The following is a 20,851-nucleotide window of genomic DNA, read 5'->3' as shown; positions in this document are numbered from 1 at the left end:
CCGTTTCGGGGGACGGGCCGGGATTGGCTTTGCGGGGTGCGGTCGGGTACACCCGTGCCGTGCTCTTTCGTCAGCTGGAATACCTCGTCGCCCTCTCCCGGGAGCGGCATTTCGCCCGTGCCGCCCAGGCCTGCTACGTCTCCCAGCCCGCCCTGTCGGAGGCGCTGCGCAAGCTGGAGGAGGAACTCGACGTGCCACTGGTGCGGCGCGGCCGCAAGTACGAGGGCCTCACCCCGGAGGGAGAGCGCATCGTCGTATGGGCGCAGCGGATCCTCGCCGACCGTGACGCCCTCAAGGACGAGGTCGACGTCCTGCGCACCGGGCTGAGCGGCAGGATGCGGATCGGTACGGTGCCCACCGCCTCCGGTGCCGTCGCCCTGCTGACCGGCCCGTTCTGCGCGGCGCACCCGCTGGTCACGGTCGAGGTCACGGCGGACATGCAGTCGGTGGACATCCTGCGGCAGCTGCAGAACTTCGAGCTCGACGCCGGAGTCACCTATCTGCGCGAGGACGTGGCCGACGGCTTCCACACGGTTCCGCTGTACCGGGAGCGGTATGTCCTGCTGCTCACGGCCGCCGACGGCCTGGCCCGGCGTGCGTCGGCCACCTGGGCGGAGGCGGCACGGCTGCCGCTGTGCATGCTGACCCCGGCGATGCAGGGCCGCCGGGTGCTGGACGAGCTGTTCGCCCGGGCGGGGACACAGCCCTCGCCCCGGCTGGAGACCGACTCCGTGGCGGCGCTGTTCGCCCATGTGCGCACGGGGCAGTGGGCGGCCGTCGTGCCGCACGCCTGGCTCCATGTGTTCGGTGTCCCGCACGGGATGCGGGCGGTGCCGCTGGTCGAACCCGCCGCGGCGGTGCCGGTGGGACTGGTGATCGCCGCCCGGGAGCCGGGGTCGGTGATGGCGAGGGCGCTGACGGACATCGCCCGCACCACCGACGTGGCCTCGGCCCTGGAGCGCGTACCGGGGGATCCGGGGCGGTAGCCGACGGCGCCGGGGCCCGGAGAGGGCCGACCGATGTGCGGGGCACCTAGAGCCCCACGCCGGTCCACCTCAGCGCACGTCACCCCACCGGCTGCGGCTGGAGCCGCTGCGCACCGGCGTACACGTTCATCGACGTGCCGCGCAGAAAGCCGACCAGGGTCAGCCCGCTCTCGGCCGCCAGGTCCACGGCCAGCGAGGACGGGGCCGAGACGGCGGCCAGCAGGGGGATCCCGGCGAGCACGGCCTTCTGCACCAGCTCGAAGGAGGCGCGGCCGCTGACCATCAGCACGGTGCCGCGCAACGGCAGCAGGCCCGAGCGGAGGGCGTGCCCGACGACCTTGTCCACGGCGTTGTGCCGGCCCACGTCCTCGCGCAGGCACAGCAGCTCGCCGTCGGCCGTGAACAGTCCGGCCGCGTGCAGGCCCCCGGTGCTGTCGAACACCTTCTGGGCCGCGCGGAGTTTTCCGGGCAGGCGGGCCAGGAGTTCCGGGCCCACCCGCAGCGGGTCCTCGGCCACGGACCACCTCCTGGCCATGCGCACCGCGTCCAGACTGGCCTTGCCGCACAGGCCGCACGAGGAGGTGGTGTAGAAGTTCCGCTCCAGCGACGCATCCGGCAGGGCCACGCCCGGGGCCAGGCCGACGTCCACCACGTTGTAGGTGTTGCCGCCGTCCGCCGTGGCGCCGGCGCAGTAGCGGATGCCCGTCACGTCGCCGGCGCCGTGGACGACGCCCTCGCCGGCGAGGAAGCCGGCCGCGAGGTCGAAGTCGTCGCCCGGGGTGCGCATGGTCACGGTGAGGGGGCGCCCGCCGACCCGTATCTCCATCGGCTCCTCGGCGGCCAGGGTGTCCGGCCGTGCGGTGCTCGCTCCGTCGCGGATGCGCAGCACCCGCCGGCGTACCGTCACCCGACCCATGGACCTGCTCCGCGCGTGGGCTCCAGTCGGATCAACACCCCTTTGGAGGTGGGGGTGTTGCTGATGTCGGCGACGCTGTCCAGCGGTACCAGGACGTTGGTCTCGGGGTAGTAGGAGGCGGCGGAGCCGCGGCTGGTGGGGTAGGCGACGACGCGGAAGTCCTCCGCCCGGCGCTCCAGCCCGTCGTGCCAGACGGCGACCAGATCCACCCGGTCGCGGTCGGCGAGTCCGAGGTCGGCCAGGTCGGCGGGGTTGACCAGCACCACCCGGCGGGCGTTGTGGATGCCGCGGTAGCGGTCGTCCATCGCGTACGGCACGGTGTTCCACTGGTCGTGCGAGCGCAGTGTCTGCAGCAGCAGATGGCCCTCGGGGATGTGCGGCATCGTGAACGCGTTGACGGTGAAGACCGCCCTGCCGCTCGGGGTGCGGAAGACGCGCTGGTTGACCGGGTTGGGCAGCCGGAAGCCACCGGGCCTGGCCACCCGGGCGTTGAAGTCGTCGAAGCCCGGTACGACACGGGAGATGCGGTCGCGGACGGTGTCGTAGTCCGCCTCGAACTCCTCCCAGGGGATGTCGAGGGTGTCACCGAGGGTCCGGCGGGCCAGCCGGCTGATGATCGCGACCTCGCTGAGCAGGTGCGGGGAGGCCGGCTCGAGGCGACCGCGGGAGGCGTGCACCTCGCTCATGGAGTCCTCGACGGTGATGAACTGCTCGCCGGAGGCCTGGATGTCGCGGTCGCTGCGGCCGAGGGTGGGCAGGATGAGGGCGGTGTCCCCGCAGACCGTGTGGGAGCGGTTGAGCTTGGTGGAGATGTGCGCGGTGAGCCGGCACCGCCGCATCGCCTCCTCGGTGACATGGCTGTCGGGGGTGGCCCGCACGAAGTTGCCGGCCACCCCGAGGAACACCTTCGCCGTGCCGTCGCGCATGGCCCGGATGCCGTCGACCGAGTCCAGTCCGTGCTTCGCCGGCGGGGTGAAGCCGAACTCGCGGCCCAGGGCGTCGAGGAACGTCTGGGGCATGCGTTCCCAGATGCCCATCGTGCGGTCGCCCTGGACGTTGCTGTGCCCGCGCACCGGGCACACACCGGCACCCGGCCGGCCGATGTTGCCGCGCAGCAGCAGGAAGTTGACGACTTCGCGGATGGTGGGGACGCCGTGCTTGTGCTGGGTGAGGCCCATGGCCCAGCAGACGATGACCTTTCCGCTGCGCAGGACCTGGTCGTGGACGGCCTCGATCTCCTCGCGGCGCAGCCCGGTCGCGGCGAGGATGTCCTCCCAGGCGATCTTCCGGACGTGGTCGGCGAAGTCGGCGAAGCCGGTGGTGTGGGCGCTGATGAAGGCGTGGTCGAGCACGGTGCCGGGGCGCTCGTCCTCGGCCTCCAGCAGCAGCCGGCCCAGTGCCTGGAACAGGGCGAGGTCGCCGCCGGGGCGGATCTGCAGGAACTGGTCGGCGATCGCGGTGCCCCGGCCGATCACTCCGCGTGCCTTCTGCGGGTGCTTGAAGCGGATGAGTCCGGCCTCCGGCAGCGGGTTGACCGCGATGACCTTGCCGCCGTTGCGCTTGGTCTCCTCCAGTGCGGTCAGCATCCGCGGATGGTTGGTGCCCGGGTTCTGTCCGACGACGAAGACGAGGTCCGCGGTGTGGATGTCGTCCAGGGAGACGCTGCCCTTACCGATGCCCAAGGTCTCCATCAGTGCGGAACCGCTGGACTCGTGGCACATGTTGGAGCAGTCGGGGAGGTTGTTGGTGCCGTAGGCGCGGGCGAAGAGCTGGAGCAGGAAGGCGGCCTCGTTGTTCAGCCGGCCGGAGGTGTAGAAGAGGGCCTCGTCCGGTGAGTCCAGCCGGCGGAGCTCTCCGGCCAGCACGTCTAGCGCCTCGTCCCAGCCGATGGGTTCGTAGTGCTCCGCACCCGGCCGCTTGATCATGGGCTCGGTCAGCCGGCCCTGCTGGTTGAGCCAGTAGTCCGACCTGGAGTCCAGTTCGGCGACCGAGTGCCGGCGGAAGAACTCGGCGGTGACCCGTCGCGAGGTGGCTTCGTCGCTGATGTGCTTGGCGCCGTTCTCGCAGTATTCGTTGCGGTGCCGCTTGCCCGGTGCGGGCTCGGGCCAGGCGCATCCCGGGCAGTCGAACCCCTTGACCTGGTTGATGTTCAACAGGGTCAGCGCAGTGCGCCGTACGGTCGTCTGCCCCAGCGAGTACTCCAGTGCGTGCGTCACCGCCGGGACACCGGTCGCCCAGCGCTTGGGCGGGGTGACCGACAGATCGTCGCCGGGGTCCTCGATACCGCTCATCTTCCGGTCCGCCTCTTTCTCCGATGGGCACTGCGGGGCAGCATCCGCCGCTTTACCGAGTCACGTCAAAGAGGTGTTTTCGATGGCGTGATAAGCGCGGGTTATCAGGTGGGCGGCGAAAAAATCTCGGACGGCGATGTCGAGAACGCCTGACCGGCTCCGTCCCAGGGGTGAAGGCGGCCACAATGGGTCGCACCAGCACCGAGGAGAGACACGATGGCCAAGTACCTGCTGCTCAAGCACTACCGCGGCGCTCCGGCAGCGGTCAACGACGTGCCCATGGACCAGTGGACGCCACAGGAGATCTCGGCGCACGTGCAGTACATGAACGACTTCGCGGCCCGGCTGGAGAAGACCGGCGAGTTCGTCGACGGTCAGGCGCTGGCCCCGGAGGGGATGTGGGTCCGGTACGACGGTGAGGGACGCCCGCCGGTCACCGACGGCCCGTTCGCCGAGACCAAGGACCTCATCGCCGGCTGGATGGTGATCGACGTCGACAGCCAGGAGCGTGCCGTCGAGCTGGCCGGGGAGCTGTCGGCCGCCCCCGGGGCGGGCGGGAAGCCGATCCATGAGTGGCTGGAGGTGCGCCCGTTCCTGACCGCGACGCCCGACATCACCGAGTGCCATTGATGAACGAGGCGCTGCTGAGGAGCCTCACGCCGAGCGTGCTCGCCGTCCTCGTCCGCCGCGGAGCCGACTTCGCGGCGGCCGAGGACGCCGTGCAGGACGCGCTGGTCGAGGCGGTCCGCGCCTGGCCCGCCGACCCGCCGCGGGATGCGAAGGGCTGGCTGGTCACCGTGGCCTGGCGCAAGTTCCTCGACCGGGCCCGGGCGGACGCCGCCCGCCGTCGACGTGAGGACCTCGTCGACCAGGAGCCGGCGCCCGGGCCCGCGCCCGCAGTGGACGACACGCTCCAGCTCTACTTCCTGTGCGCCCACCCGTCGCTGACGCCGTCGTCCGCGGCCGCGCTCACGCTGCGCGCCGTCGGCGGGCTCACCACCCGCCAGATCGCCCAGGCCTACCTGGTGCCCGAGGCGACCATGGCGCAGCGCATCAGCCGGGCCAAGCGCACGGTCTCCGGCGTGCGGTTCGACCAGCCCGGCGACGTCGCCACCGTGCTACGCGTCCTCTACCTGGTCTTCAACGAGGGCTACTCCGGCGATGTCGACCTCGCCGCGGAGGCCGTTCGGCTCACCAGGCAGCTCGCGGCCGCCATCGACCACCCCGAGGTGGCGGGGCTGCTCGCCCTCATGCTGCTCCACCACGCCCGGCGCGCCGCCCGGACCGCGCCCGACGGCAGCCTGGTCCCGCTCGCGGAGCAGGACCGCAGCCTGTGGGACACGCGCCTGATCGCCGAGGGCGTCGGGATCCTGCAGGCGGCCCTCGCCCGCGACCGGCTGGGCGAGTTCCAGGCCCAGGCCGCCATCGCGGCACTCCACGCGGACGCGCGCACCGCCGAGGAGACCGACTGGGTGCAGATCGTCGAGTGGTACGACGAGCTCGTGCGTCTGACCGACAGCCCGGTCGTCCGGCTCAACCGCGCGGTGGCCGTCGGCGAGGCCGACGGACCGCGCGCCGGGCTGGCGGCGCTCGCGGCGCTGAGCGACTCACTGCCCCGCCACGCCGCAGTGGCGGCGCACCTCCACGAGCGCGACGGCGATCTGGCGACGGCGGCACGGCTGTACGCCGAGGCGGCCCACACGGCACCCAGCCTCGCCGAGCGCCGGCACCTCATGCGCCAGGCCGCCCGGCTCAACGCCCGCCGGGGTCGCTGACGGATCACGCCCGGCTCTCTGGCTCGCGCGCTGGGCTCGGCGGACCGCTGACCGGCAGGCGTGTCACACGGGCGTGTGTCCCCGAAGGTACTCGCGTACGGCTTCGGGGAGTACGACGTCGGCGGTCTCGGGGATCGACGCCCAGCGCACCTGCTGCGGCGCCAGAGCGGCCCCGTCCGACGGGGACTCGCTCAGCAGCTGGCACACCACCGCCGACGTGCCGTCCGCCGGGGGACCGTCGGGTGGGGCCAGGGACTCCGTGCCGTCCACGAGATAACCGGTGAGTTCGTAGACGATGCGGGCCGCGGTGGCCTCGGCCGGTTCGGCCGGTTCGGGGGTGCCGGACGGCAGTGCCCAGCCGTGGCCGTTGGCCACGAGCAGCAGTCGTCCGTCGTACAGGACGACCGCCTGCACCACGCCCTCGGCGGGCTCCAGCGTCATGACCGACCAACCCCTCCCCCGGCGCGCTCGGCCGGGTTGCCCTCCCCCTACCCATGCGGGCGCGTGGTCAGTACAGCATGGGCAGGTCCCCGGGGCGTACCCGCACCGTGACCGGCAGCGTGGCGTCGACCTCGCCGTCCGCGCCGTAGGGGACGGGCCGGTTCGCCTCGATGCGCAGTTCCCTGCCGCGCAGCACGCGTACTTCCGGGCGGTGCACATGACCGCCTGTCTTCAGCTCGTTCATGAGGGCGAAGAACAGCCGGCGCGGTGCCTCGCGGATCATCACCACGTCCAGCAGGCCGTCGTCGACGCGCGCGTCGGGGGCGATGAGCCGGCCGGAGCCGTAGTAGGGGGAGTTGGCGGCCACGACGGTGTAGCCGCGGTGGGTGTGTTCCTCGCCGTCGACGGTGACGCGGTAGTCGGCCGCGCGCCAGGTGGTGACGGCGCGCAGGCCGCCCGCGTAGTAGGAGGCGGAGCCGCGCAGCAGCCGGGCGTGGTTGGCGTGCCGATTGGCCACCGCGTCCACGCCGGCGTAGACGCTGCCCAGGACGACCGTGCGCGGGTGGACGGCCGACTCCACCTCGATGGTGTCGACCGGCCGTGGCTCGGCGTGCAGCAGGATGTCGGCGAGTGCGGCGGGGTCGGCGGGCAGGTTCAGGGCGCGGGCGAAGTCGTTGCCGCGTCCTGCGGGCACCAGGCCGAGGACGCATCCGGTGCCGCTGAGTGCGCCGCCGATGCCGCCGGCGATGCCGTCGCCGCCGACGGCCAGGACGATCCGGCCGCGCTCACCGGCGCGGCGGGCGATGTCCTGGGCGTGGGCGAGGCTGTGGCTGTACTCCGTCTCCAGCTCGGCTCCGGCCTCGCGCAGCAGCCGGGCCAGGTGCAGCAGTGTCGCCGCCCCGGTGGAGCCGCCCGCGGTGGGGTTGACGACGGCGGTGAACTGTCGCATCGGTGTGCCTCCGAAGCAGGCGGATCGGGTGGGTCGGTCGTACAGGACGGTGTCAGTCGGTGGGGAGCAGGACGCCGGGGTTGAGCAGGCCTTCGGGGTCCAGGCCGCGCTTGACGGCGCGCAGGGCCGAGATGCCGAGCGGTCCCACCTCGCGGACGTACCAGTCGCGGTGGTCGGTGCCGACTCCGTGGTGGTGGGAGATGGTGCCGCCGGCCGCCAGTACGGCCTCGTTGGCCGCGTGCTTGGCGGGCGTCCAGTGGGCCACCGGGTCCTCGCCCTGGGCGCTGACGACCGTGAAGTACAGCGAGGCGCCGTTTTCGTAGACGTGGGAGATGTGGCACATGACCAGGGGTGGGGTGCCGGCTTCGGTGAGGGTGTCGGTGAGCGCGGTGCGCACGGCCGTGTAGAGGTCGGGGATGCGGGACCAGAAGGCGGCGGTCTCCAGGGTTTCGGCGAAGGCGCCGACGTCGAGCAGGGCGTCGCGCAGGTACGGCGCCGAGAAACGGCCGTGGGCCCAGCGTTCGCCCGGTTCCGCACCGAGGAGGGTGCCGCCGCACGCGGTGAGGACGGCCGCCGCCTGCTCCCGCCGCTGTGCCGTGTCCTCGGCCGTGCCCTCGTAGCCGGTGATGACCTGGCAGCCGGCCGCGCTCTGCGCCAGGTCGCCGCCGATGGCGTCGGGCTGGGCCAGGCCGATGAGGGTCTCGGTCTCGTCGGACAGGCGCAGCACGGTGGGCCGGGGTCCGTCCTGCGCGAGCCTGCGCAGCGCGGCGGCGCCCTCTTCGAAGGAGGCGAACCGCCAGCCCTCGTAGACGCGCACCTGCGGCAGCGGGCGGATCCGTACGGTGACGGAGGTGATGACGCCGAAGGCGCCCTCCGAGCCGAGGACGAGCTGGCGCAGATCGGGTCCGGCGGCGGAGCGCGGGGCGCGGCCGGTCTCGATGGTGCCCTCGGGGGTGGCGAGGGTCAGGCCGAGGACCATCTCGTCGAAGCGGCCGTATCCGGCGGACGCCTGGCCGCTGGAGCGGGCGGCGGCGAAGCCGCCGATGGTGGCCCACTCGAAGGACTGCGGGAAGTGGCCGAGGGTGAAGCCCTGTTCGGCGAGCAGGGCCTCGGCCTCGGGGGCGCGCAGGCCGGGCTGCAGGACTGCCGTGCGCGAGACGGGGTCCAGGTCGAGCAGGCCGTTCATGCGGCGCAGGTCCAGGGCGAGGAACGCGGTGCGCTGGGGGGCGAGTCCGCCGACGACGGAGGTGCCGCCGCCGAAGGGGACGACGGCGAGGCCGTGTGCGGCGCAGGCGCGCAGCACGGCGAGGACCTCCTCGTGGGAGCCGGGCAGGACCACGGCCTGCGGGACGTCCGCGAAGTCCCCGGCGCGGATGCGCAGCAGGTCGGGGGTGGACTTGCCGCGGGTGTGCCGGATGCGGCTCTCGCTGTCGGTGCGGACGTGGTCCTCGCCGCCGACGGCCTCGGCAAGCGCCTTGAGCGCGGCCGGGGCGGCTGTGGTGGCGGGGAGGTCGGTGTCCTCGAGGGAGAGGGCGGGGGTGGTGCGGGGCCTGACGCCGAGCAGGTCGCGCAGCAGCCCGGTCACCGAGTCGGGCAGCGGTGCCGCCTTGGCCGGGTCGCCCCAGCCGTTCCACAGCATGTCCATTGAACGGTCGTCCTCACAGGTCGTGTGCTCGGTGTGCTCGGTTCGCGCGACGGCCGGCGGGCCGTGCCCGGGGCGACGGTGTCTGCTGTGCCCGACCCCCGGGGCGTTACACTGTGACACATGACGCCTATTCGTCACAACGGCTCGGACAATGATCAGGTGCTCGACGCGGTGCGCGACTGTGTGCTGGCCGTCGGGGTGCGCCGCACCACCCTCGCCGACGTGGCCCGCCGCGCCGGTGTCTCGCGGATGACGCTGTACCGGCGCTGGCCGGATCTGCGGACCCTGGTCGGGGATCTGATGACCCGGGAGTGGATCGACGTGGCCACCCGGGCGATCCCCGAGCCCTCCTCCGGCACGGACACCCGCACCCGGATCGTGAACGGACTGGTGGCGGGCGTCGAGGCCTTCCGGGCGCACCCGCTCTTCCGCAAGATCGTCGACGTCGATCCGGAACTGCTGCTCCCCTATGTGCTCGACCGCCGTGGAGCGAGCCAGGAGGCGCTGCTGGCACTGCTGGCCGACGCGCTGCGCGAGGGCCACGCGGACGGCTCGGTGCGCGCCGGGCACGTCGAACGGCAGGCCCGTGCCCTGCTGTTGACCGTGCAGTCCTTCACCCTGTCCCTGCGCACGATGACCGACGAGGACGATCCGGAGCTCGACTCCGCGGCCTTCCTCGGCGAGTTGCGCACCCTCCTGGAGAGGACCCTCACGCCATGAGCAACACCGGGGCCGACGCCGGCTCGTCCCTCAGCGCACACCGCCGCACGCGCGAACTGGCCGAAGCCACCGACGGCAGGGTCGCCGACGTCCTGGTCGTCGGGCTCGGCGCGACCGGGGCCGGAGCCGCGCTGGACGCGGCGGCCCGCGGCCTCGACGTCGTCGCGGTGGACGCCCACGACCTCGCCTTCGGCACCTCCCGCTGGAGCTCCAAGCTCATCCACGGCGGACTGCGCTACCTGGCCTCCGCGCAGTTCGACGTCGCGCACGAGAGCGCGGTCGAACGCGGTGTGCTGATGACCAGGACCGCCCCGCACCTGGTCGCCGCCCAGCCGTTCGTGCTGCCGCTGACCCCGCTGGTGTCCCGGGCCCAGGCCTCGCTGGCCTGGGCCGGGTTCCGAGCCGGGGACATGCTGCGGCTGGCCGCACGGACCCCACGCCAGGTACTGCCCGCCCCGCGCCGGCTGACAGCGACGGAGGCTCGGCACCTGGCGCCGTCGGTGCGCTCGGCGGGGCTGCGCGGCGGACTGCTGTCCTGGGACGGCAAGGTGACCGACGACGCCCGGCTGGTGACCGCCCTGGCCAGGACGGCCACCGCGCAGGGGGCACGGGTGCTGACCCGCGTCCGGGTGCTGGAGCTGACCGGTACGGGCGCCCGGATCCGCGACGAACTCAGCGGCGAGGAGGGCGAGATCAGGGCCCGCGCGGTCATCAACGCGGCCGGGGTGTGGGCGGGCGGCCTCGTGGAGGGCATCCGGATCCGGCCCTCCCGCGGCACCCATCTGGTCCTGCGCTCGGAGCGGCTCGGCACCCTGCCGGCCGGCCTGCACATCCCCATCCCCGGCGAGACCAACCGCTTCGTCCTGGTCCTGCCCCAGGGCGACGGCCGGGTGTACGTCGGTCTCACCGACGAGCCGGTCGAGGGCGGAATCCCGGACGTCCCGGACGTGCCCGAGACCGACATCGGCTTCCTGCTGGACGTGCTCGGCTCGGTCCTGGAGACGCCGGTGGCCCGGGAGGAGGTCGTCGGCGCCTTCGCCGGGCTGCGCCCGCTGCTCGACACCTCCGGGCACGACGGCCGCTCCGACTCGCCCGCCCGCACCTCCGACATCTCCCGCCGGCACGCGGTGCTGACGTCCCCCGACGGTGTCACGACGATCGTCGGCGGCAAGCTCACCACCTACCGGCGCATGGCACAGGACGCCGTGGACGCCGCGACCGCCGCCCGGGGACTTCCGGCCGCGCCCTCCCCCACCGCCGCGCTCCCCCTGGTCGGCGCCGCCGCGCCCGCCCGCCTGCGCGCGCTGTCCGCACCGCAGCGCCTGGTCCGCCGCTACGGCACCGAGGCCGAGGCCGTCCACGCCCTCGCGGCCACGGACCCCGCCCTGGCCGCGCCGGTCCTGCCCGGCCACCCGGTCACCCGCGCGGAACTGCTGTGGGCGGTCCGGCACGAGGGTGCGCTGGACGAGTCGGATCTCCTGGACCGCCGTACCCGCATCGGACTGGTGCCGGAGGACCGCGCCGAGGTCCTGTCGGTGGCCCGTGAGGTGCTGGCGGAGGCCGCGAGCGTACGGCCCTGAGGTCACACCCGGCCGTGCCGGAGGGCGTGAGTACGCCCTCAACGGCCCAGCGGGGAGCGGAAGTCGGCGATGGAGGCGACGAACGTACGGTCGCACGGGCGGAGCATCAGAGGAGGCGGCGGATGTCGCCGCGGACGCGGTAGAAGCCGCCGGCCGCCGGGTGCAGGGCGTCCACGACATAGCGGGCGCCCGGCTCGCGTATGACCCGCGGGAACTGGACGTTCCAGGAGGTGTCGTAGCCCTCGGACACCACATGCACCCGGAGCCGGCCGCCCTCCTGTACGCACTCGACCACGACGGCTCCGGCGGGAGCCTGCGCGACGGTGGCCACCGCGGCCACGGCGGTGGCAGGCTGGTAGGCCGGCAGCGCCGCGGCGAGCTTGACGTCCCGGGCCACCGGGACCGTGCCCTGCTGGGCCGCGGCGACGGCCGTCTCGCCGGCGTCGACGCACACCAGCGAGCCGTCGGTGGTCACCAGGTACAGACGCTCGTCGTGGTACTGCATCGACAGCGCCGAGCCGCCGCCCGTGCCGAGCTTCCACAGGCGCGCGCCGTCCTGGTCGAAGCAGTAGACGGAGGACGCGGCGTCCCCGGCGAAGACGAACCGCCCGCCCGGGGACGTGGCGCACGAGTAGACCGCGCTGTCGCATGCGTACGTCGCCTCGATGGCGCCGGTCGCCTTGGACAGCCGCTGGACCACGCGGTGACCGGTGCCCGCGTAGACGGCCTCGTCCACCTGCCAGCCGAACAGCACGCTGCCGCTGGTGGCCGTGTGCCACAACTCGCCGCTGCCGTCGGGTGCGTAGGCGGTGACGCCCCGTTGGTGGCCGTGGTAGACGGCGCGGTCGTCGGCGCGCACCATCCAGGCGTGTTCGCCCTGGCTGCGGCGGGCCCACTGGTGTTCGTCCTCATGGTCGATGACGGTGAGGCGTCCGTCGCGGTCCGACACGTTCAGGATGCCCTCGTGGATGTCCAGCCAGAAGATGTCGACGTCGGCGGCGATGTCGTATGCGGCGAACGGCAGCTTGGAGGAGAGGTCGTAGACCTTGCCGTCGTCGCAGCCCGCGTAGATCCAGAAGTCGTCGGCGACCAGGCACTTCACCCCGTCGGGCAGGCTGAACCGGGCGAGCACGGCGCCGTCGTGGCCGAGGGTGTAGACGTCACCCGCCTGATTGCCGACCCAGCAGTGTTCGTCGTCGACATGAATGCCGAAGGCGGCCGAGCCGGTCCGGAACCGCCACAGCACGGGAGCCACGGCCCGTGCGGTGGAGGGAGCCGAGCTGACCTGACGCCGGGTCACCGGGCGTGGGGCGCGCTGCCCCTGGACCGCGGGGGCATATCCCTTGCGGACCTTCTCCCCCACCTTCTTCGCGGCGGCCGCCCTGGCCTTCTCCGCGGTCGGGAAGGTCGTCGTCTGCACCTGCCCGGCGGCGCCGATCCTGCCGTACCGCACCGTCACCACGGAGCCGTCGACGGTCACTTCATAGAACTTGTGGGCGCCGCCGCCCTCCTGCGACAGCTCCAGATAGGTCCTCGACACCGCCGACGCCGTGGTCATGGCAAGCCCCCTCCCCAGGACGGACCCGCGGCCTTTCCCGCAGGTCCTCACTGATCGAACCGTAAGGGCGACCACTGACAATCGGGCTGCCACACCCGGGTGGGGCAGGCACCGGCCGGTTAACCCTCGCCGTCACCGTCCGGCGCCAACACGCTCATTCCGCCGAGCAGTTGGCGAAGGCAGTGGATCGCCAGGGCGGCCGGTGAGTCCTCGCCGGCCACTCCCGCTTCCGTGTCCGCCCAGGTCTCCAGCGCGATCCGGATCGCGTCCGTGGCCGCCGCCGCGACGAGTCGCACCTGGACCGCTCCGAGCCGCCCGTCCGCGAGGCGGGCGACGACCGGGGCGAGCCGTTCCTCGGACTCCTGGTTGACGCGGTACCAGACCGCGCGGAGCGTGGGGTCGTCGGCCGCGGCCCGCAGCAGCCCGCGGGTGCGCAGCAGCGCTGTGGCGGCCGCCTCGTCCGGCACCGACAGGGACCGCTCCACCGCTGTCTCCAGCGCCCGGGACAGGTCGGTGCCCGGTTCCGCCGCCTCCAGCAGGGCCCGCCATCGGTCGGCTCCGGTGGCGAGCAGCGGGCTCACCGCGTCCTGCTTGGAGCGGAAGTAGCGGTAGAAGGTGCGCAGCGCGACGCCGGCGTGCCGGGCGATCTCCTCGGCCGTGGTCGCGTGCGGCCCCTGCGTGGCGAACAGCTCGGCCGCCGCGTGCGCGATCTCGAGCTGGGTCGCGGCCTTGCGGCGCTCGGTCAAAGAAGACGGCGGCTTGGTGCTCACTCCAGAAGGGTACGGCCCGGCACCCTGGTATGGCACGCCATGACGAAATGGCAAAGCATGCCACCTGGGCGTAACGTGAAGAGCCTGAGACGCCGGCCCGCAGGACATCCGGCGTCGCGAAGGCCCCGCCACACGCCGACAGGGCGGGCAGGAGGAGGAGACATGAACCGTTACGAAGGCCGGCGCGCCCTGATCACCGGGGGGCGGCTCGGGCATCGGCCAGGCCACCGTGCTGCGCCTCCTCGCCGAGGGCGGCACCGTCGACGCGGCGGACGTCAGCGAGCACGGTCTGCGGGACACCGTGGAGCGGGCCGGGGCGCATGCGGACCGCCTGACCACGCTGGTCGTCGACGTCGCCGACGAGGCCTCGGTCAGGGACGGGGTGGCAGCCGCGACCGCAGCGCTGGGCGGCCTGGACGTGCTGGTCAACGCGGCCGGGATCCTGCGCTCCGCGCACACCCACGAGACGAGCCTTCAGGACTTCACCCGCATCCTGCAGGTCAACCTCGTCGGAACCTTCCTCGTCATCCGCGAGTCCATACCTGCGCTACTGGCAGGCCGTGCCGCGGCGGTCGTCAACTTCAGCTCCACTTCGGCCCAGTTCGCGCACCCCTACATGGCGGCGTACGCGGCGAGCAAGGGCGGCATCCAGTCGATGACGCATGCTCTCGCCGCCGAGTACGCCCGGCAGGGCATCCGCTTCACCGCCGTCCAGCCCGGCTCCATCTCCTCGGGGATGACCGACGGCAGCGGCGCCAGCGGGCAGAGCAAGGGACCGGGGCTGCCCGAGGACGCGGACATGAGCCTGTTCGCCAAGCTCTCCCCCGCGCTCGGACAGGGCTTCGCCGGCCCAGAGACGGTGGCGTCGGTCGTCGCCATGCTCGCCTCGGAGGACGGCAGGTTCCTCACCGGCACGGAGATCCGCATCGACGGGGGCACCCACTTCTGACGGTGGTCGGGGCACCGCGGGAACGGCGCCGAGATCTGCGCGTCTGCGGAGCGCGTGCCCTTCGGCGTGGGCCGCCGGTCAGGAAAGTGCGCGGCCGGACCGGCCCGAGCCGACGCGGGCCCAGCTGCCGTTGGTCCGGGCCGGAGCCGTCGGGGCCGGCACGTCGTCGTGCCCGTCGCCGTTCAGATCACCGGCGCCGAGCACCCGGGCCCTGCGGGGATGCCGGCCCGGGCAGCCGGCCCGCCGGGGTCTCGTCCATGCGGGCCCCGCCCGTGGGCAGCACGGGCGAGGCCGTCGTCGAGGCGGTCCCCGTCAGGTCGCTCAGGCGAGAGCCACCAGGTCGCGGTAGTCCTCGCTCCACAGGTCGTCGTCCGCGTCCGGCAGCAGCAGGACACGGTCCGGGCGGAGAGCGTCGAGGGCTCCCTCGTCGTGGGTGACCATGACGATCGCGCCGGGATACGAGCCGACCGCGGCCAGGACCTCGTCGCGGGAGAGCGGGTCGAGGTTGTTGGTCGGCTCGTCCAGCAGCAGGACGTTCGCCCCGGAGTGGACCAGGCCGGCCAGCGCCAGCCGGGTCCGCTCGCCACCCGACAGGACGCCTGCGGGCTTGTCGGCGTCGTCCCCGCCGAACAGGAACGCGCCCAGTACCCGCCGGGCCTCACCAATGTCCAGGTGCGGTGCCGCTGCCTTCAGGTTGTCCAGGACCGTGCGGCCGGTGTCGAGCGTGTCGTGCTCCTGGGCGAAGTAGCCGAGGCGCAGCCCGTGTCCGTGCACCACCCGTCCCGTGTCCGGCCGTTCGGCGCCGGCGAGGATCCGCAGCAGGGTGGTCTTCCCCGCGCCGTTGAGCCCGAGGACGACCATGCGGCTGCCGCGGTCCACCGCCCGGTCCACTCCGTCCAGGACCCGGTGGTCACCGTAGGACTTGGCCAGGCTGATCGCGCCGAGAGGTGTCCGTCCGCACGGGGCGGGCTCGGGCAGCCGGATTCGCGCGGTCTTCTCGGCGCGCCGGGCGGGTTCCAGCGCGGCCAGCATGCGGTCGGCACGGCGGGCCATGCTGCGGGCCATGGTGGCGGTGGCGGAGCGAGCCTTCATCCGGTCCGCCTGTGCGTGCAGGGCCGCGGCCTTGCGTTCGGTGCCGGCCCGCTCCCGGGCGCGGCGCCGCTCCTCGGCCTCGCGACGCGTCGTGTACGGGTGCCAGCCGGTGTTGTGCACGTCGATCGTGGCTCGGCAGCCGTCCAGGTGGAAGACGCGGTTGACGACCTCGGCGAGCAGTGCCGTGTCGTGGCTGACGAGCACCAGTCCGCCCTGGTGGCCCTGGAGGAAGCCGCGCAGCCAGGTCAGCGAGTCGGCGTCGAGGTGGTTGGTGGGCTCGTCCAGGAGCAGGACGCCGCCGGTTCCGGCGAACAGGATGCGGGCGAGTTCCACGCGGCGCTTCTGCCCGCCGGACAGGGTGCCGACGGGCTCGCCCATGACCCGTTCGGCGAGGCCGAGTCCGGCTGCCGTCCGGGCGGCCTCGGCCTCGGCCGCGTAGCCGCCACCGGCCTGGAAGGCGGCGTCGGCGCGGGCGTAGGCGTTCATGGCCCGCTCCAGCGCCGCCGGGTGGGTGGCGTCGGTCATCGCCGCCTCGGCCCTGCGCAGGTCGCGCAGGGCGGTGTCGAGGCCACGGGCGGACAGGAGCCGTTCGGTGACCGTCGTGGCGGGGTCGGTGGCGCGGGAGTCCTGAGCCAGGTAGCCGACCGGTCCGGTGTGGGTGATCGTGCCGGCGGCGGGCCGGGATTGTCCGGCGAGCGCGCTCAGCAGGGTGGTCTTGCCCGCGCCGTTGCGGCCGACGAGGCCGATCCGGTCCCCGGGGGAGACGGTGAAGGAGGTGCGGGACAGCAGCAGGCGCGCACCGGCGCGCAGCTCGACATCACGAGCGGTGATCATTGGTAACGCTCCGAAACAGCGAGAGGACACACTTCTGGCGTGGAAGCGGGTCCTCGGCTAGGAGATTCGGGGCGTTGACATGCGGTCACGGTAACCGACGGATTGCGAGCGGCGCCTGTGCTTTTTCGCTCGGCGCCGCAACTCCCCTCATCCGCCGAGGAGTTCAGCGAACCTGCCGGTGTCGATGTTGCCGCCGGAGGCGATGATTCCGATGCGGGGCGGGAGGTCGTCGACGCGGCGGGCCAGGAGTGCGGCCAGGCCGGTGGCACCGCTGGGTTCGAGCACGATCTTCAGGCGTTCGAAGGCGAAGCGCATGGCGGCGACGATCTCCGCGTCGCTGACGAGGGCGATGGCGTCGACCAGGCGCCGGTTGATCTCGAAGGTGAGCTCGCCGGGCGTGTCCAGCGCCTGCCCGTCGGCGATGGTCCGGGGCACGGGCAGGGTGACACGGGCACCGCTCTCCAGGGACCGCTTGGTGTCGTCCCCCGCCTCCGGCTCCACGCCCACGACCCGGATGCGGGGGTGCAGGGCCTTGGCGGCGGTGGCGCTGCCGGCGATCAGGCCACCGCCGCCGACAGGTACGAGCAGGGCACCGAGCGGGCCGGTCTCCTCGAGGAGTTCGAGGGTCGCGGTGCCCTGTCCGGCGATGACATGGGGGTGGTCATAGGGCGGGATGAGCGCCAGGCCGCGGTCCGCCGCCAGTGCCGTACCGAGCGCGGTGCGGTCCTCGGTGTAGCGGTCGTAGGTGACGATCTCGGCACCGTATCCGGCCGTCGCCTCCCGCTTGAGGCGCGGGGCGTCCTCGGGCATCAGGATGACGGCGCTGGTGCCGAGTTCGCGGGCGGCCAGGGCGGTGGCCTGGGCGTGGTTGCCGGAGGAGTAGGCGGCGATGCCCTTGGCGAGCCGGTCCGCGGGAAGCTGGGCGGCCGCGTTGTAGGCGCCGCGGAACTTGAAGGCGCCGGCGCGCTGGAAGTTCTCGCACTTGATGAACACCTCGGCGCCGACGAGGGCGTTCAGGGTGCGCGAGGTGATGACGGGGGTGCGGTGGGCGACGCCTTCGAGGCGTGCGGCGGCCGCACGGACGTCATCGAACGTTACGGACGAAGCGGCGGCCATGGTGGTCTCCCCTCCCCTTCCCACTTGGACCGAATTTCCATTCTTGGACAAGAACTCTACGAACGCGGACGCCCGCCTGTCCAGGACTACTCGGTCAGTTGCCGATACAGCGCCGCCAGGTCTGACTTGGGTGCCTCGACGTTCGAGGCCATGTCGGTGTCGACTACCGGGAGTTCATGAGCGGGTTCACCGGCTGGGCGCACAAGAGGGGGGAACGGGAAGGGCGGGGAACGACCCGAGCGCATGGATTAACCGTTCCCCGCCCCCGGCGCGTCGGCCCGCCTCGTCACGGACACGGAGGGACGACCCGCGACCGGTCGGACGAAGCTTCGACTCACCGATCTTGTTCCGACCATCCGACACCACCGACGCACAGGCCAGTGGAAACGAGCCGCCCGGGTGACGAGCGCCCCAGTTGACAGGGGGCAGGCCTGGCGTCCGAGGTCCCGGCCCGTGAGGAAGGGGTGCTGGACTTCGAGCTGGAGGTCGCCGCCGTGATCGGGCGGGCGGGCCGGGACCTCACCCCGAGCAGGCCCGCGAGCACATCGTCGGCTACACAGTCCTCAGCCGTACCGCGACCGGGACGGCTTTCTGCGCTGCTGTCCCACATGAGCCGGACCTTCGACCTGTGGCAACCGCGGTTGCCTGGCCGGGCTGTGGGGCGTGCGCGGGCGGCAGGATCCGCCGCCGCTCCGGCCCCGTGGTGGCGGGGTCCGATCCGGTGCCGGTGGCGCCGGCCAGGCGCCGCACCACCCCGTCCTGAGCTTCGGGAACTCCCGGCGCGCAGCCGGTAGTTGATGTGGCAAGCTTTGGCCAACCGTTTGTGGGACGAAGGCCGTGACGGTCGAGGAGGGGAGTACAGAGTGACGCAGGAGGGCGGCCAGGCCGTGCACATCGACACCAGCAAGCCGCATCCCGCACGGATCTACGACTACCTCCTGGGCGGCAAGGACAACTACGAGGTGGACCAACGGGCAGGCGACCAACTGGCCGCGGCGGCGCCCGAGGTGTGGGTCTCGGTGCGGGCCAACCGCGCCTTTCTGCAGCGTGCGGTCCGGTACGTCATCGGCAGCGGTGTCCGCCAGATCCTCGACATCGGCACCGGGCTGCCCACCTCGCCGAACGTGCACGAGATCGCCCAGGAACTGGCGCCGGACGCGCGCGTCGCCTATGTCGACAACGATCCGATCGTGAAGGCGCACGGCGACGCGCTGCTCAGCCGGGCCGGCACGACCAGCATCGTGCTCGCCGACCTGCGCGATCCGCAGTCCGTCATCGATCATCCCGAGGTCCGCCGGATCATCGACTACGGCCGGCCGGTCGCCCTGTTCCTCGTCGCCATCCTCCACTTCATCCGCGACGCGGACGAGCCCGAGCGGATCGTGGCGACCCTGCGTGACGCGCTCCCGGCCGGCAGTTTCCTGGTGCTCTCGCACGCGACGGGCGACTTCGCCGACGACCGCAGCGAGGCCGAGGCCGTCTACAACGGCGCGACCGCGTCCATGAACCTGCGGTCCCGCGACCGCATCGAGCGGTTCTTCGGCGGGTTCGACCTGGTCGAGCCGGGCCTGACCCAGGTTCCGTTCTGGCGCCCGGACTCCACCCCGCCGCCGGGCTCCGAAGCGATCGGCTTCTACGGAGGCGTGGCCCGCAAGAACGCCTGAATCCGGGAGCTCCGGGGGTCCACCCCTTGACCGACCCCCGGTCGGCGCCCCCATACTGGCGGCCAAATCGATTTGGCCACCGCGCTTTGGCCGCCGTCCACGGCCGGATCGTCGAGGCCTGAGCCGAGCGAGCCGAACGGAGCCCGCACGTGTCCAGTCCCGTACATCCCGTTGACTCCCGTCCCGTCCATCCCGTCGACGAGTCCCGCCCTCTCGGGCGGATCCTGCTCTTCGGCGTCCAGCACGTCCTCGTCATGGCGGCGACGCCGATCTCCGCGATCTTCCTGATGAGCGCCACCCTCCGGCTCGGCCCGGGTATCACCGTCGACCTGCTCTCGGCGGCCCTGCTGCTGTCCGGGATCGGCTCGCTCGTGCAGTCCCTCGGTCCCTGGACGTTCGGGCCACGGCTGCCGTTCGTGATGCTGCCGGGCGGAGCGCCACTGATCCTGTTCCTGTCGATCGCGCAGGCGCACGGGCTGCGCACGGCGACCGGCGCGGTGCTCCTCACCGCGGCCTTCACCCTCCTGGTGCTGCCGCTGTTCGCGCGGCTGCTGCGGTTCTTCCCGCCGCTGGTCATCGGCACGATGATCGTGATCGTCGGGGTCAATCTGGTGAAGGTCGGCGCGCTGCTGGTCACCGGGCAGCCCGGCACGCCCGGCTTCGCGGATCCGGCACGGCTCGGGCTCGCCTTCGCGACCATCGGCCTGATCGTCGTCTTCACCCGGCTGCTGCGCGGGGTCCTGCGGCAACTCGCCGTACTGCTGGGCCTGGCGGCCGGCACCGCCCTGGCCTTCGCCGTCGGCCAGGTCCACCCGGGCTCCGCCCTCTCCGGCCAACTGATCGGTGTTCCCAGGCCGTTGCCGTTCGGCACACCCGTCTTCGACCTGCTCGCCGCGCTGCCGCTGATGCTGTACAGCCTCGCGTCCATGGCGGAGGCGACCGGGCAGACCGTCATCAACGCCGAGGCGGTCGGCAAGGACATCGACGTCCGCACCGACGTGCCGCGCACGGTGCGCGGGGACGCGCTGACCTCGCTGCTCGGCGGCTGCTTCGGGCTGCCGCTGATGGTGACCAGCGGCGAGAACATCGGCATCGTCCGGGTGACCGGCGTGCGCAGCCGGTATGTCACGGCCGCCGCGGGCGTGGTCCTTGTCGTCCTCGGCTTCTTCACCCCCGTCGCGCGCGCGATCAGCGTGATGCCCTCGGCCGTGGTCGGCGGCGCCGCGATGGTCGTCTTCGCGGTGATCACGGTTCTCGGTGTGCAGATGCTCGGCCGCGCCCGGCTGGAGGACCACACGGCCACGATGACCTGCGCGGTCGCGCTCGCGCTGGGGCTGCTGCCGATCCTGGTCCCCGGCGTCTACGCCGGGTTCCCGTCCGACGTGCGGATCCTGCTGGAGAGCGGGGTGGCCGTGGGCGCACTCGTCGCCGCCGTCCTCAATGTCGTCTTCCACCACCTGGGGCGGCACGCGGCGGACACCGGTGCCGCCGTGCCGGCCGAGGCGCCGAGCCCGGCCGCCCGTGCCTGAAGCCCCGCACAACCGTCTGCCGAACAACGGAGAAGC

The 20,851-nt window shown here is 72.7% G+C and carries 16 protein-coding genes and 2 pseudogenes; 9 read left to right on the top strand and 9 right to left on the bottom strand.

Translation table 11 applies throughout. The annotated features are described in order from the left end of the window. Nucleotides 1-59 precede the first annotated feature (59 nt). Nucleotides 60-986 carry a LysR family transcriptional regulator gene (locus ACWC2T_RS15155; RefSeq protein WP_450670820.1) on the top strand — a complete coding sequence of 309 codons (927 nt, stop codon included), beginning with the start codon at nt 60-62 and terminating at the stop codon, nt 984-986. A 79-nt stretch (nt 987-1,065) separates the two neighbouring features. On the opposite strand, the gene fdhD is transcribed toward ACWC2T_RS15155, so the two are convergent. Both fdhD and ACWC2T_RS15145 read right to left on the bottom strand, forming a co-directional pair. After that, nucleotides 1,066-1,902, bottom strand: coding sequence for a formate dehydrogenase accessory sulfurtransferase FdhD (gene fdhD / locus ACWC2T_RS15150; RefSeq protein ID WP_450670819.1), 837 nt, complete (start codon nt 1,900-1,902; stop codon nt 1,066-1,068). After that, nucleotides 1,890-4,193 carry an FdhF/YdeP family oxidoreductase gene (locus tag ACWC2T_RS15145; protein ID WP_450670818.1) on the bottom strand — a complete coding sequence of 768 codons (2,304 nt, stop codon included), beginning with the start codon at nt 4,191-4,193 and terminating at the stop codon, nt 1,890-1,892. The genes fdhD and ACWC2T_RS15145 overlap by 13 nt, the downstream gene beginning before the upstream one ends. A gap of 216 nt (nt 4,194-4,409) precedes the next feature. Here ACWC2T_RS15145 and ACWC2T_RS15140 point away from each other — a divergent pair, with 216 nt between their 5' ends. Both ACWC2T_RS15140 and ACWC2T_RS15135 read left to right on the top strand, forming a co-directional pair. After that, a complete protein-coding gene (locus ACWC2T_RS15140; protein WP_450670817.1) occupies nt 4,410-4,823 on the top strand; it encodes a YciI family protein in 414 nt (137 codons plus the stop codon). Continuing rightward, nucleotides 4,823-5,968: an RNA polymerase sigma factor gene (locus ACWC2T_RS15135; protein ID WP_450670816.1), complete on the top strand. Its 1,146-nt coding sequence runs from the start codon at nt 4,823-4,825 to the stop codon at nt 5,966-5,968. Before ACWC2T_RS15140 ends, ACWC2T_RS15135 begins: the two co-directional genes overlap by 1 nt. 63 nt (nt 5,969-6,031) lie before the next feature. On the opposite strand, the gene ACWC2T_RS15130 is transcribed toward ACWC2T_RS15135, so the two are convergent. From ACWC2T_RS15130 to ACWC2T_RS15120, 3 genes are all read right to left on the bottom strand, one after another. Further along, on the bottom strand, nt 6,032-6,409 hold the full coding sequence (locus ACWC2T_RS15130) for an NUDIX domain-containing protein (protein ID WP_450670815.1): 378 nt from the start codon (nt 6,407-6,409) through the stop codon (nt 6,032-6,034). 67 nt (nt 6,410-6,476) lie between these two features. Beyond that, on the bottom strand, nt 6,477-7,358 hold the full coding sequence (locus ACWC2T_RS15125) for a diacylglycerol kinase family protein (RefSeq protein WP_450670814.1): 882 nt from the start codon (nt 7,356-7,358) through the stop codon (nt 6,477-6,479). Nucleotides 7,359-7,410: 52 nt separating this feature from the next. Continuing rightward, nucleotides 7,411-9,003 carry an FAD-binding oxidoreductase gene (locus tag ACWC2T_RS15120; RefSeq protein WP_450670813.1) on the bottom strand — a complete coding sequence of 531 codons (1,593 nt, stop codon included), beginning with the start codon at nt 9,001-9,003 and terminating at the stop codon, nt 7,411-7,413. 120 nt (nt 9,004-9,123) lie between these two features. On the opposite strand from ACWC2T_RS15120, the gene ACWC2T_RS15115 reads away from it, so the two are divergent. After that, complete coding sequence (locus ACWC2T_RS15115; protein WP_450670812.1) at nt 9,124-9,723, top strand: TetR/AcrR family transcriptional regulator; 600 nt, start codon at nt 9,124-9,126, stop codon at nt 9,721-9,723. Further along, nucleotides 9,720-11,303: a glycerol-3-phosphate dehydrogenase/oxidase gene (locus ACWC2T_RS15110; protein ID WP_450670811.1), complete on the top strand. Its 1,584-nt coding sequence runs from the start codon at nt 9,720-9,722 to the stop codon at nt 11,301-11,303. The genes ACWC2T_RS15115 and ACWC2T_RS15110 overlap by 4 nt, the downstream gene beginning before the upstream one ends. A gap of 106 nt (nt 11,304-11,409) precedes the next feature. Here ACWC2T_RS15110 and ACWC2T_RS15105 read toward each other — a convergent pair whose 3' ends face one another. Continuing rightward, the gene (locus ACWC2T_RS15105; protein WP_450670810.1) at nt 11,410-12,861 is read right to left on the bottom strand and encodes a WGR domain-containing protein; all 1,452 of its coding nucleotides are present in this window, start codon (nt 12,859-12,861) and stop codon (nt 11,410-11,412) included. Nucleotides 12,862-12,980: 119 nt separating this feature from the next. Then, nucleotides 12,981-13,631 (bottom strand): TetR family transcriptional regulator, encoded by a 651-nt coding sequence (locus ACWC2T_RS15100; RefSeq protein WP_450670809.1) that lies wholly within the window; start codon nt 13,629-13,631, stop codon nt 12,981-12,983. A 162-nt stretch (nt 13,632-13,793) separates the two neighbouring features. Between ACWC2T_RS15100 and ACWC2T_RS15095 the strand changes: the two are divergent. Then, nucleotides 13,794-14,580 (top strand): annotated as a pseudogene (locus ACWC2T_RS15095) (SDR family NAD(P)-dependent oxidoreductase). Between the two features lie 321 nt (nt 14,581-14,901). Here ACWC2T_RS15095 and ACWC2T_RS15090 read toward each other — a convergent pair. Continuing rightward, the gene (locus ACWC2T_RS15090) at nt 14,902-16,506 is read right to left on the bottom strand and encodes an ABC-F family ATP-binding cassette domain-containing protein (RefSeq protein ID WP_450670808.1); all 1,605 of its coding nucleotides are present in this window, start codon (nt 16,504-16,506) and stop codon (nt 14,902-14,904) included. A gap of 147 nt (nt 16,507-16,653) precedes the next feature. Beyond that, nucleotides 16,654-17,622, bottom strand: coding sequence for a threo-3-hydroxy-L-aspartate ammonia-lyase (locus tag ACWC2T_RS15085; protein WP_450670807.1), 969 nt, complete (start codon nt 17,620-17,622; stop codon nt 16,654-16,656). A gap of 464 nt (nt 17,623-18,086) precedes the next feature. On the opposite strand from ACWC2T_RS15085, the pseudogene ACWC2T_RS15080 reads away from it, so the two are divergent. The 3 genes and pseudogenes from ACWC2T_RS15080 to ACWC2T_RS15070 form a co-directional block, all read left to right on the top strand. Beyond that, a pseudogene (locus ACWC2T_RS15080) lies at nt 18,087-18,385 on the top strand (fumarylacetoacetate hydrolase family protein); the annotation flags it as partial. A 100-nt stretch (nt 18,386-18,485) separates the two neighbouring features. After that, nucleotides 18,486-19,286: an SAM-dependent methyltransferase gene (locus ACWC2T_RS15075; RefSeq protein ID WP_450670806.1), complete on the top strand. Its 801-nt coding sequence runs from the start codon at nt 18,486-18,488 to the stop codon at nt 19,284-19,286. 149 nt (nt 19,287-19,435) lie between these two features. After that, the gene (locus ACWC2T_RS15070) at nt 19,436-20,815 is read left to right on the top strand and encodes a uracil-xanthine permease family protein (protein ID WP_450670805.1); all 1,380 of its coding nucleotides are present in this window, start codon (nt 19,436-19,438) and stop codon (nt 20,813-20,815) included. The last annotated feature ends 36 nt before the right edge of the window (nt 20,816-20,851 follow it).

It is taken from the genome of Streptomyces sp. NPDC001393, from assembly GCF_053597455.1.
The sequence above is the reverse complement of the archived record's forward strand: the minus strand, read 5'-3'. Positions and strand labels throughout refer to the sequence as shown.